This is a genomic window from Ruminococcus sp. MCC718, assembly GCF_018783905.1.
GTDB classification, from domain to species: Bacteria; Bacillota; Clostridia; order Lachnospirales; family Lachnospiraceae; genus Hominisplanchenecus; species Hominisplanchenecus faecis.
In genome coordinates this window covers 69,237-82,204 of record NZ_WQNP01000032.1, presented here as the reverse complement: position 1 = coordinate 82,204, position 12,968 = coordinate 69,237, and the positions used below count along the sequence as shown (strand labels likewise).

Below are 12,968 nucleotides of genomic sequence, written 5' to 3'. Positions count from 1 at the left end.
TATGCAAAAAAAGATGAAAAATGAGAAGATACAGGGAGTGCAGGCCGAGAATATGGAAAGAGAACAGGAAACAAAAGAATTTCTGAAGCAGTTTTATGAATCGCCGGAAGCAGAGGAAGATACGATCGCGGCGAAGCTGAAACGCACCTTCGTGCCAAAAGGCAAAAAGACAAAAGCAATCGCAGATTTTGCCAAAGATCTGATGGGCGAAGGCGGAGCCGGTGATGTTGTGATCGATGATGATATGTTTGAGGCAGACACCGAAGGCTATAAACAACAGGAAAAGAAACGCCTGTCAAAACGGACCAGAGTCAGTCTGTTTTTGCTTCTGGTGGCAATCCCTCTTACCATTGCAGCCGGATTCTGGCTGACAGATCAAAGTGCACTGGCAGACTGGATCGATCGGGTGTTTGGTCCGAGAAAATATTATCTGATCAGCCTGGTGATCGTGCTTTATGCATTGCTGCCGTTTTTTATGGCATTTGAAGGAAGAAAACCGGAAGTCAGAGAACTGGTTGTGCTGGCAACCATGATCGCACTGGCCACTGCCGGAAGAGCGGCTTTCTTTATGACGCCGAGCTTTAAGCCGATCATCGCGATCGTGATCATATCGGCAATCGCCTTTGGAGCAGAGGCTGGCTTTTTGGTTGGATCGATGACCATGCTGGTCAGCAACTTCCTGTTCGGTCAGGGCCCATGGACGCCATGGCAGATGTTTGCCATGGGATTTATCGGATTTTTATCCGGTATCCTCTACCGACTGCGGATACTGCCGACAAAACGGCTGCAGCTGTCCGTATATGGCTTTCTGGTCACCTTTATGATCTACGGCGGGATCATGAACCCGGCGGCACTGTTTATGAGCGTATATCAATTCAGCTGGAGCGGACTGCTTGCGATCTATATCTCCGGTGTTCCGGTCGATCTGGTGCATGCAAGCTCAACCTTCTTGTTTTTGTGGATCGGGGCGAAGCCGTTGCTGGAGAAACTGCAGAGGATCAAGGTGAAGTATGGGTTGCTGTAGGAAAATCGAAAAACTCGCAATGGGAGCTTTACTACCATGTTTTACAGTTCTGAAAAAGTGTCAAAAAAATGTACAAATTCCATAATTTGCTAAAAAAACACACAAATCTGCAAAAATGTACAAAAAATGCACAAATTCGACAAGTTGTCTATTTTGAAAATTCATCCTGAGCGATACAATGATGCAAAGGTTGAAAGAAAAATAAAAAGAACCTTGCAGAAAGCTTATATGGATGGAGGAAAAATGTATGTCATTTGCAGATTTTAAAGACAACACCATGAGAGCCGTTGTATCAAAAACGATTGATGGTGTATTGAAATACGTGAATAAACATGATGATCGAACAGAGGCATTACTCAAACTGACTGATCTTTCGGAAAAGCTGATGGGCGATAAATTTGAGAAAAAAGTATTTGACGGAGCAAGAAATCTGATCCATAATCCAGATGCAAAATGGATGAAATACACAAACAAAGTGCTTGATGAGATTGACCCGCATGTAGCGAAAATGCATGCCCTGAACCTTGGATATCAGGCAGGTTTTTATGGTTATTCCAAAACCTGTGAATTCGAGAAGGAACATGGATACCGCATCCCGTGGATTATTTTGATGGATCCGACCTCTGCCTGTAATATGCACTGTACCGGATGCTGGGCAGCGGAATATGGTCATCGCATGAGCCTTTCTTACGAAGATCTGGACAGCATCGTTACGCAGGGGGAAAAGCTGGGTATCTATTTTTACATGATGACAGGCGGGGAGCCGCTGATGAGGAAAAAAGATATCGTGAAACTGGCAGAGAAGCATAATAAGTGTATGTTCTATGCATTTACAAACGGAACGCTGATTGATGAGGAATTCTGTAAGGATATGCAGAGACTTGGAAATATTTCTCTGGCACTGAGCGTGGAAGGATTTGAGGAAGTCAACGATTCCAGACGCGGAAGCGGATGTTTTGAGAAAGTTATGCATGCAATGGATCTGCTCAAAGAGCATGGACTGATCTTTGGTACTTCTATCTGCTACACATCAAAGAACTACAAGACCGTTACCAGCGATGAATTCCTGGATATGCTGATCGACAAAGGTGTTCGCTATGCATGGTATTTCCATTATATGCCGGTCGGAAATGAAGCAGCAACAGATCTGCTTCTGACACCGGAGCAGAGAGAATATATGTACCACAGAATCCGTGAGATCCGAGGATTTGAAGGCGGCAAGCCAATCTTTGTATTTGACTTCCAGAATGACGGTGAGTTTGTCGGCGGATGTATCGCTGGCGGAAGATTCTACTGTCACATCAATCCAAACGGTGACGTAGAACCTTGCGTATTTATCCATTATTCCAATGCAAATATCCATGACAAACCGCTTCTGGAATGCTTAAGCCAGCCGCTGTTTCGTGCTTATCAGATGGGCCAGCCATTTAATGAAAATGATCTGCGTCCATGTCCGATGCTGGAGAATCCGGAAGCACTGCAGAAGATCGTCCATGCAACCGATGCAAAGAGCACCGATATGCAGAGTCCGGAAACGGTAGAGAGCTTATGCGGAAAATGTGAAGCTTACGCAAAATGCTGGGCACCGGAAGCAGAAAAATTAAAAGAAGCAAATCCAAAGCAGATCACCAGAGAAAAAGGTACACTGCCGGAAGTATAAAAAAACAGAAGTTGATATATCAGAAAAAAGGATCGTCAGAAGCAGCTTCATTCAAACTTCCGTCCTTCTGTCCAGCAAGTGTACATAAAATTTCCAAAAATGAAGATAATGATTACTGTTCATAAAAGCCTGAATCAGGTTTGAGGTGACAAATATCATGTATGACAGGAGGAACTTATGGAGACAGAGATCAAAATGTTGAGTGACATTCACAAAAATGCAGACATGGGACAGGATACACTGCGTCATATTCTGGATGCGACAAAGGATGCGGAATTTTCGAAAACGGTCAGCAGGCAGATGCAGGAATATGAAAAAGCATTTCAGGTCAGCGGACAGATGCTGAAAGCACGCAATGCACCGGAAGAACAAAAAGAAGCTCCGATGATCTCCAAATGGATGGCTCACATGAATATCAACAGGAAAAGTATGCAGGATATGCAGACTTCAAAGCTTGCGGAAATGCTGATCCAGGGCAGCACCATGGGCGTTACCAGCCTGACAAGACAGATCCGTGACTATGATGGAGAGGATACAGAAGTGCTGGATTTTGCAAAAAAACAGTTGAAGCGGGAAGAGAAAAATATTGATGAATTAAAAAAATTTTTGTAAAAACGTTGCAAAAGCCTCTTTACGTGTATGCCATTATGGTATATACTATGTTCTACATGTTGTTTGATGAAAAAACAAAATTTAGATAGATACACAACATATAGTAGGAGGAGACTTGGTGATGTACGTCATAAAGAAAGATGGAACACGGGAAGAATTCAATGTAGATAAGATCATAGCGGCAGTCAACAAATCAGCAGCCCGCATTTTGTATGAGTTTTCGACAGATGAGATTGCATTTATCTGTCAGTTTGCATATGACCGGGCGGAGTCCCTTAAAAAAGACGGGATCACGATCCAGGAGATGCACAACATTGTCGAAGGTGCTCTCGAGAGAGTCAATCCGGCAGTAGCCAAAAGCTATCGTGATTACCGCAACTACAAGCTGGATTTTATCCATATGATGGATGAGGTCTACACAAAGAGCCAGTCGATCCGTTACATCGGAGACAAGAGTAACGCCAACACGGACAGTGCTCTGGTAGCGACAAAGCGAAGCCTGATCTTTAACGAGCTGAATAAAGAGCTGTACCGCAAATTTTTTATGACGCGTGATGAGCTTCAGGCGTGCAAGGACGGCTATATCTATATCCACGATCAGTCCGCGCGACTGGATACCATGAACTGCTGTCTGTTTGATGTGGCAGCTGTTCTGACCGGCGGATTTGAGATGGGAAATGTCTGGTACAACGAGCCGAAGACACTGGATACGGCCTTTGATGTGATCGGTGATATTATTTTAAGTACGGCGGCACAGCAGTACGGTGGATTTACCGTGCCGGAGATGGACAAGGTGCTTGCTCCGTATGCCGAGAAGAGCTACAAGAAATATAAAGAAGAATTTATCAAATATGCAGATCCTTCATGGAACGGCGTGGAAGAACGTGCCGAAGAATATGCGATCAACAAAGTGAGACGTGATTTTGACCAGGGATGGCAGGGTATTGAGTATAAGTTAAATACCGTCGGTTCCTCCAGAGGCGATTATCCGTTTGTGACCGTGACCATCGGACTTGGTACACAGCGTTTTGAAAAAATGTGCAATATTTCCCTTCTGAACGTCCATAAGGGCGGACAGGGAAGACCGGGCAACAAGAAACCGGTGCTGTTCCCGAAAATTGTCTTTCTTTATGACGAGAAACTGCACGGTGTAGGCGGAGAATGTGAAGATGTCTTTGAGGCCGGCGTGGCATGTTCTGCAAAGACCATGTATCCGGACTGGCTGTCCATGACCGGAAAAGGCTATATTTCCAGCATGTACAAACAGTACAAAAAAGTGATCAGCCCGATGGGATGCCGTGCATTCTTAAGTCCGTGGTACGAAAGAGGCGGTATGTATCCGGCAGACGACAAAGATGTGCCAGTATTTACCGGACGTTTCAACATCGGTGCTGTCAGCCTGCATCTCCCGATGATCCTTGCCAAAGCAAGATCCGAGAGCCGTGATTTTTACGAAGTGCTGGACTATTATCTGGAAATGATCCGCAACCTGCACAAACGTACTTACGAGTATCTGGGAGCGATGAAAGCATCCACCAACCCGCTGGCTTACTGCGAGGGCGGATTCTACGGTGGCCATCTGAAACCGAACGAACGCATCAAAAAGCTGTTAAAGCCGATGACGGCATCCTTTGGTATCACCGCCCTGAATGAACTGCAGGAACTCTATAACGGAAAATCTATCACCGAAGACGGTGAGTTTGCCCTGGAAGTACTGGAATATATCAACAAAAAAGTGTCCGAGTTCAAAGAAGAAGACGGCTGGCTGTATGCGATCTACGGCACACCGGCAGAGAGCCTGTGCGGACTTCAGGTAGAGCAGTTCCGCAAGAAATACGGCATCGTGGAGAATGTATCCGACCGTCCATACGTCAGCAACAGCTTCCACTGCCATGTAACCGAAGATATCACACCAATCGAAAAACAGGATCTGGAAGGCCGTTTCTGGGAACTGTGCAACGGAGGCAAGATCCAGTATGTACGTTATCCGATCGATTACAACGTACAGGCGATCAAGAGCCTGATCCGCCGTGCGATGGATCTGGGCTACTACGAAGGAGTCAACCTTTCCCTTGCATACTGCGATGACTGCGGCCACCAGGAACTGGAGATGGATGTCTGCCCGAAATGCGGTTCCAAGAACCTCACAAAGATCGACCGTATGAATGGATATCTGTCCTACAGCCGCGTGCATGGCGATACCAGACTGAACGAGGCAAAGATGGCAGAGATCGCAGAGCGTAAGAGTATGTAAAAATTAAGAAACAAAGATATGGATGAAAGATAGAAAAATCAAAAGATATCAATATAGGATATTGATAAAAATATAATAGAAGAGATAAATAAGACGCCATAATTGTCCGAAAACAATCCTCTGACACGCTGCGTTTCCTGTTCGGTTCGCTCGCCGGTTAGCCGCCCTTCGCCTAAACTCGCAGCTTCGCTGCTCAAACAGCGGCTCCCCTGGGCGGCAGCATCGCAAAACTCACGACGGAATCCTTGCTACCGTCAGAGCGATTTGTTTTCGGATGATTATGGCTGTTTTTATACCTGCTTAAAATTTCTGAAAATTTAAAGAGAAATATCGTAGTAAAAAATGATAGATGATTTGAATGAAAAAAATATTGAAAATATTATCAAAATATAATAAAATTCAGATATAAATAAACGCTGTGAAAGAAGATATTATCAGAGGTTAAGGTCAAAAGATGCCATATGAATTGTTTCATAGTGTTTGTATATTAAATTATATCATATATAGTGCAACTTTCATTTTTGTAAGCGAAGAGCTGTAATTTGCATCAGTGACGAGATTTAAGGTTGGATTTCAGGAGGTGAGCGAATGAGAAAAGATAGAATTGTAGAAATTACAGGTCTGGCGATTTTACTGATTCAGAGACTATACGGGAAAGACTATAAAAATGCTGTCGTAACGTTCTATTTGCTGTTTGTTATAGCGATTTTAGACCGTGAAATTACAGAAGAGAATATATTTGAGCTGGCTGTATGGACAATGGCTGAACTGGCAGTTGGAATTGCCATAGCGATATATCAGGAGATTATTTCAGTGATTGTAATGCTTCTAATCATGGGATTTTTTGTTTTACCGATGCTTGTCAAATTGTTTCGATTTTGGCAAGCAGAGAAGAACAAAATATAGCATTTTTAATAAAAGCAGAATGATCATAGAAAAGTATAGTATCTGGTGCGTATGGTGAGAGGAATTGCAGTGGAAGCAGTGAGAAGGTAGTTGTAGTGGAAATAATGGAAGTAGTGGTTTTTATATGCCGGACAGAAAAAAGTCAGGGCATTGTGACGGAAACGATGCGTGTCACAAGCCCTGACTTTTTACGTCCGGCATTTATAATAGAATGTATCCGGAACTGCACGAAATAATCCGGCTACCTACTCCTCTCCATTGAAGCAGTAGGTGCAGATATCACACGGCTTGATCCCGATTGACTTGATCAGGTCATCGAGTCTGTGATAACGCAGGCTGGTGAAATTCTGGATGCGGCAGATTTCATCGAGCATTGCCTGATAACGTTCGCTGTTCGGATCTGCATATTCTTCCAGATATTTCTCTGCATCTTTTCCTTCGCGTTCCAGGATCACTCTTCTGGTGATCAGATCCAGCTCGGATTTGGAACGGGAGAAGTTCAGGAATTTACATCCGTAGAGCAGCGGAGGACACGCCGGTCTGACGTGGACTTCTTTGGCTCCGCTCTGATACAGGAACTCGGTTGTCTCACGAAGCTGTGTACCGCGGACGATGGAGTCATCGATCAGAAGCAGCTTTTTGTTTTTGATCAGGGCATGTACCGGGATCAGCTTCATGCGGGCGATCAGTTCTCTCTGACGCTGGTCCGTCGGCATAAAGGAACGCGGCCAGGTCGGTGTATATTTAATGAAAGGACGGGCGAACGGAACGCCGGATTCATTGGCATATCCGATAGCATGTGCGATACCGGAGTCTGGGACACCGGCTACGATATCCGGATCTACTTTTCCTTTATCTCGTTTTGCCAGCAGTGCACCGCAGTTATAACGCATTTCTTCTACGTTTACGCCTTCGTAACTGGAAGTCGGATAACCATAGTAAACCCACAGGAAAGAACAGATTTTCATTTTCTTGCGAGGCGGAACGAGCGTTTCCACACTCTCCGGGGTGATGTATACAATCTCGCCGGGACCTAATTCTTTTACATCTGTGTAGCCAAGGTTAATGTAAGAAAAATTCTCGAAAGCTGCACAGTAAGCACCTTCACGGTGTCCGATGACAAGTGGAGTTCTTCCGTAGATATCTCTGGCAGCATAAATGCCGTCTTTTGTCATGATCAGCAGTGTCAGGGAACCGTCAATGGCTTCCTGGGCATAGCGGATACCGTTCTCAAAGCTGTCCTGCTTGCAGATCAGTGCGGCAACGAGTTCCGTGGCATTGATCTGACCGCCACTCATCTCCTGAAAATGTGAATGACCGTTTTCGTAAATCTTATTCAGAAGTTCGTCCGCATTGTTGATCTTTCCGACCGTTGTGATCGCAAAACTTCCAAGATGTGACTGGATCAGAAGCGGCTGCGGTTCATAGTCAGAAATACAGCCAATGCCGAGATTTCCGGTCAGTTCTTCTACATCGCGTTCAAATTTTGTACGGAACGGGGAATTTTCGATGTTGTGGATCGAGCGGCAGAAACCGTCCGCCCCATGCGTAGCCATACCGCCGCGGCGTGTTCCTAAGTGAGAATGATAATCCACTCCGTAGAACAAGTCCATGATACAATCTGTTTTTGAAGCAACTCCAAATAGTCCTCCCATTATTGAATCTCCTTTGTCTGAGTGTGTCCGTTCAGAATCCCGAAATACGGGAAAATATTCCAAACAGCGTATTATATAATGTCATGATGCCGGAAGCAACAAAACGGATTCAAGAATGCCTTTGACATTCTTGCTGTGGCTTGCGGGCATCACGTAGAGTGTAACATAAAAAAATTCGGGTGTCAAAACACCCGAAAAATTTATTCCATTGTGCCTTCACGGTAAGCCTGAAGCAGCATTTTCAATCCTTTAATATCTTCCAGAATCTTTTTTCCGGTGTCGGTGTTGCGTACCATCAGCCGTTCTCGCTCCGTTTCGACCAGTTCAGATCTGGATTCGATGTCTTTATTTTCGGTCAGTGCGGCATAGACGCTCTGGAATGGCTGGTGGGATTTGATGCGGATACCGTGCGAATTGAAGATCAGCGTGTATCCGGCGATACCGGTTGTTTTGTGATAGCTTTTGCAGAATCCGCCGTCGATCACCATCAGACGGCCGTTTGCACGTACCGGGTGTTCCCCTCTGGAGGTGCGTACCGGGGTGTGTCCATTGATGATATGTGACCGATCAGAATAAAGATTAAATTCATGAAGGATCATATTGCAGATTTTTTCCTGCTCGTAGTACTGATAATAAGGGTTGGATGCCTCATGCCAGGTACTTTCATCTTTTACATAAGTACGCTCAAACGTTTTGATATTTCTGCCGGACAACGGTGATTTTCTGCCGCACCAGAGATACCACATAAAATCCAGTTCTTTTTGTGTGGCATCTTTAGACCAGGCACGTCTGGCGATCCGCTCGGCATAATCCAGATAATCACGTCCGCGGTAACGTTTTTGGTGGAATACAACACCTTCAAGATTGCCGCTTTCATCGAGAGGTACACAGCCGTGGAAGAGCAGATTTCCATTAAAAATGCGGTACATGCTGCCTTTCTGATAGAGAAAATCCATATGCTGACGCAGACGGACACTGCCGACAAATGCCATGCGAAGCCCTTCCATTACCTGCTTTTCTTCGGCGGTCAGTTCGTAAGAAACTTCTGGGTTGGAAGGATCAAAGGAAACCGTCGGAAAAGTTTCTTCGCAGATCTCGTAGTCTGTGCCAGCGATGCAGACGGTGTGATTTTGAACATTGACCTGGTGGAGCAGCAGTTTGTCAGTCATCTGATAATCCGGGTTTCGAAGAATCACCTGCCCTTCCAGTTTGAATAAAAGGACAGAAATGGCCTTTAATGCCGCTTCCATCGGCTCTGTATCCGGATAAAGCTTTTCAGCAAACAACGTCAGATCACGCAGGCTGATACCGTAGCTGTTTTCCAGAATGCGGATGTTATGATATTTTAAATTGTTTCTTATGACGGTAGCGATACATGCCTCACTTCCGGCAGCGGCACCCATCCAGAGAATGTCGTGATTTCCCCATTCAATGTCCAGAGAGTGATAATTCATCAGAAGATCCATGATCCGGTCGGCACATGGTCCGCGGTCAAAAATGTCTCCGACAATGTGCAGATGATCGACGGCGAGGCGTTTGATCAGGGCGGCGAGCACTTCGATAAATGCATCGGCACTGTCAAGTTCCAGCAAAGTATCGATGATGTTCTGATGATAGGCAACCTGATTGTCGTCCTCATCCTTCTGCACATGGATCAGTTCATCCAGAATATAAGCGTACTCATCCGGCATCGCTTTACGCACTTTGGAACGCGTATATTTGGAGGAGAGAAGGCGGGCAATCTCGATCAGCTCGCCGAGGATCACACGGTACCATTCTTCGTTGTTGCGGCTCTCTTTTTTCATCATCTCCAGCTTTTCGACCGGATAGTAGATCAGCGTGCAGATTTCTTCCCGGTCGATATCCGAGAGCGTTTCCTCGAAAAGCAGATCCACTTTCTCGCGGATCACACCGGAACAGTTATTCAAAATATGGCAGAAAGCTTCATATTCTCCGTGCAGGTCGCTCATAAAATGCTCCGTGCCTTTTGGAAGACCCAGAATTGCTTTCAGATTGATAATCTCCCGACATACAGCCTGCTCCGTCGGATATTTTTCCGCGAGCAGTTCCAGATATTTTTCGTCTTTCATAGTTCAAATCTCCATATTAAAGATGATGCGGCATTATTTTTCTTTGCGTTCGTAATCTTTTAAGGAATCGATCGCCTGTCCGGACAGTGGAATCAGTGCGATCATATTGAAGATGGTCATCAGTCCGATGCCGACATCCCCGAGATCCCAGACAAAGGTATAGGCGGCAAGTCCGCCGATAAACAGCATGACAAGTGCCAGGATTTTGTAGGCGGTCTGTGACAGCCAGTTGTCCCCGAACAGGTAGGCAACGTTGGAACGTGCATAGAACAGAATGCCGATAAACGTTGAAAAGCTGAACAGAAACAGGATCACGGCGATAAAGATGACACCGAATTCTCCCAGGTGATACTGCATGGCACTCTGAAGCAGATCCATACCCTGAAGTCCGGCAATTTTATCGGACGGAGCCAGCAACATCAGCAGCGCAGAACAGGTACAGATCAGGATGGTATCGATAAAGACACCGAATGCCTGCATCAGACCTGCCTTTGCCGGATGGCTGACATCAGCGGCAGCGGCAGCACATGGAGCAGATCCGCTTCCGGCCTCATTCGAAAACAGACCGCGTTTGATCCCGTTCATCAGCACGGCACCGAATCCACCGGCAGCCACCTGACGAAGACCAAAAGCTTCTTCAAAAATCCGCTGGAACACAGAAGGGAGTGCACCGATATTTTTGATGATGACAAACAGTGTGATCAGGAGATAACAGCCGGCCATGATTGGAACAACGACATCCAGGACGTGAACAGTGGCATTTTTGCGAAGAACAACGATCGCAGCCACAACGACGAGGAAGATCGTGGTGTACAGCGGCGGAATGTGAAATGCATTCTTCATGGCAGAACTTACGGAGTTGCTGATAACCTGACTGATGCCGCACCAGCAGATCAGGCCGGAGATCGCAAACAGAACCGCGATCAGGCTGTAACGTTTCTCTTTTGCCGGTCCGTTCTGCTTTTTCGTTTTTTTCTTTGTCATAAAATCGTGGATGTAGTAGGCCGGACCGCCGCGGTAGCCGCCGTAGAGCGGATCCTTCTGGCGGTAGATCTGAGCCAGTGTGCCCTCTGCAAAAGCAGTGGAGGAGCCAAGCAGAGCAAGAAGCCACATCCAGAATACCGCACCGGCACCGCCGGCAGAAATAGCAGCGACAACGCCGACCAGATTGCCCATGCCGACACGGGTGGCAGTGGCAACAATGAGAGCCTGAAATCCGGAAATACTGCCCGCCTGAGAATGTTCGTTTTTCTCCATGGCGATCTGGATCATATGCGGAAACTTGCGGATCAGGACAAACCTGGTGCGGATTGTAAAATAGATCCCTGCCGGAACCAGAAGAAGCACCAGAAGTGAGATGCCGATCGAACTGCCGCCCGGAAGCGGCAGCGTGATCAGATCACCCCATAAAAAATTGTAGACTGCGGTAATGATATTCATAATAAAAATCCCCCTGTAAAATCTTAGATGCCTGAATCAGATATGAAATGATGTCGCCTTTGCAGGCGGCGAGCAACAAATTAATATCAGCAGCGGAATTCCATTGCTCATCTGATATTCTTAAATTGTTGTCAAAATGACTAATAATGGTAGCATCTTGTGGTGAAATATAGTATACTTCACTTATATAGATTTGTAAAATGAATGATAATGATTTAAACCATCGAAAAAACCGATTAATCAGTGACAATGGAAAAAATATTGTTCCGACTTTTGATACAAGGAGAGCCGATCATGGATATGAAAAACATCAACACCTTTATTTACACTGCCGAACTTGGCAGTTTCACAAAAGCCGCCGAGCTTTTAGGCTACTCACAGTCTACGGTCTCATTTCAGATCCGGCAGTTGGAGGAGGAGCTTGGCACCGTCCTTTTTGAGCGGATCAACCGCACAGTGACACTGACAGACCGTGGCAAGGAAATCCTGCGTTACGCCCATCGCATGAAGCAGCTTGCCGGTGAGATGCAGGAGATGGTGCAGCCAAAGCAGGAAGTGCGTGGACATCTGCGGATCGCCATGTCGGATTCGCTGTGCGAGGAAATTGCAGAAAAACTGTTTGTTCTTTTGCAGCGGAAGTACCCGGAGGTTACGATGAAGATCGTGATCGCCGGCACGGATGAGATGTTCCGGCTTTTGAATCAGAATCAGGTGGATTTTGTATACACGCTGGACCGTCACATTTACCACAGTGATTATGTGATCGTCACAGAGAGCCAGGAAGCAGTGCATTTTGTGACAGGATATCAGAATAGCTTGAACGGAAAGAAGCAGATTCTGTTGCAGGAACTGATCTGCCAGCCGTTTATCCTCACGGAAAAAGAAATGAGCTACCGCAGGATGTTAAGTGAATATCTGGCGAGCCGTTCCCTGGAGATCCAGCCGGTTTTTGAGGTGGGAAATACAGAACTGATCTGCCGGATGCTGGAAAAGAACGCTTCCGCAATCTCGCTTCTGCCGGATTATGTGACAGAAAAGGCCGTACAGGAAAAAAGACTGGTGCGGCTGGATGTGAAAGATTTTCAGCTTGCAATATGGAAACAGCTCTTATATCACAGAGATAAATGGATTTCGCCGCAGATGCAGGCATTTATGAATGTGATAAAAGAGGTACAGGCATAAAGAAATCAATATCTCAGAAGCCTTTGAAAGAACAGAAGATCTGCGGCAGAAAACAACTGCCGTGGATTTTTTCTTCTTTCTACACGAATCTGGTTTGAAAAACAGCAGATTCTATGATAAAATAGAATGCATAATTTGAGAACGT

At 45.8% G+C, this 12,968-nt stretch carries 10 protein-coding genes; 6 read left to right on the top strand and 4 right to left on the bottom strand.

Going from position 1 to position 12,968, the window contains the following annotated elements; translation table 11 throughout:
• The first annotated feature begins 13 nt into the window (after positions 1–13).
• From GPK60_RS04315 to nrdD, 4 genes are all read left to right on the top strand, one after another.
• On the top strand, positions 14–1,024 hold the full coding sequence (locus GPK60_RS04315) for an ECF transporter S component (RefSeq protein WP_252191289.1): 1,011 nt from the start codon (positions 14–16) through the stop codon (positions 1,022–1,024).
• 247 nt (positions 1,025–1,271) lie between these two features.
• The gene (locus GPK60_RS04310) at positions 1,272–2,684 is read left to right on the top strand and encodes a radical SAM protein (RefSeq protein ID WP_022120001.1); all 1,413 of its coding nucleotides are present in this window, start codon (positions 1,272–1,274) and stop codon (positions 2,682–2,684) included.
• Positions 2,685–2,861: 177 nt separating this feature from the next.
• Entirely contained in the window at positions 2,862–3,296 is a 435-nt protein-coding gene (locus GPK60_RS04305; RefSeq protein ID WP_022120000.1) for a hypothetical protein, read from the top strand.
• A gap of 121 nt (positions 3,297–3,417) precedes the next feature.
• Positions 3,418–5,550, top strand: a complete 2,133-nt coding sequence (gene nrdD, locus GPK60_RS04300) for an anaerobic ribonucleoside-triphosphate reductase (RefSeq protein ID WP_252191288.1) — start codon at positions 3,418–3,420, stop codon at positions 5,548–5,550.
• 38 nt (positions 5,551–5,588) lie between these two features.
• Here nrdD and GPK60_RS04295 read toward each other — a convergent pair whose 3' ends face one another.
• A complete protein-coding gene (locus GPK60_RS04295; RefSeq protein ID WP_215658919.1) occupies positions 5,589–5,747 on the bottom strand; it encodes a hypothetical protein in 159 nt (52 codons plus the stop codon).
• A 391-nt stretch (positions 5,748–6,138) separates the two neighbouring features.
• On the opposite strand from GPK60_RS04295, the gene GPK60_RS04290 reads away from it, so the two are divergent.
• The gene (locus GPK60_RS04290) at positions 6,139–6,456 is read left to right on the top strand and encodes a hypothetical protein (RefSeq protein WP_173898404.1); all 318 of its coding nucleotides are present in this window, start codon (positions 6,139–6,141) and stop codon (positions 6,454–6,456) included.
• Positions 6,457–6,701: 245 nt separating this feature from the next.
• Here GPK60_RS04290 and GPK60_RS04285 read toward each other — a convergent pair whose 3' ends face one another.
• The 3 genes from GPK60_RS04285 to GPK60_RS04275 all read right to left on the bottom strand — a co-directional run bounded on the left by GPK60_RS04285 (position 6,702) and on the right by GPK60_RS04275 (position 11,641).
• Entirely contained in the window at positions 6,702–8,111 is a 1,410-nt protein-coding gene (locus tag GPK60_RS04285; RefSeq protein ID WP_147632008.1) for an amidophosphoribosyltransferase, read from the bottom strand.
• 200 nt (positions 8,112–8,311) lie between these two features.
• The gene (locus GPK60_RS04280) at positions 8,312–10,201 is read right to left on the bottom strand and encodes a fructose-1,6-bisphosphatase (RefSeq protein ID WP_173896788.1); all 1,890 of its coding nucleotides are present in this window, start codon (positions 10,199–10,201) and stop codon (positions 8,312–8,314) included.
• A gap of 33 nt (positions 10,202–10,234) precedes the next feature.
• Entirely contained in the window at positions 10,235–11,641 is a 1,407-nt protein-coding gene (locus GPK60_RS04275) for an alanine/glycine:cation symporter family protein (protein WP_215658918.1), read from the bottom strand.
• A gap of 294 nt (positions 11,642–11,935) precedes the next feature.
• Here GPK60_RS04275 and GPK60_RS04270 point away from each other — a divergent pair, with 294 nt between their 5' ends.
• The gene (locus GPK60_RS04270) at positions 11,936–12,823 is read left to right on the top strand and encodes a LysR family transcriptional regulator (RefSeq protein ID WP_022119994.1); all 888 of its coding nucleotides are present in this window, start codon (positions 11,936–11,938) and stop codon (positions 12,821–12,823) included.
• Positions 12,824–12,968 lie beyond the last annotated feature (145 nt).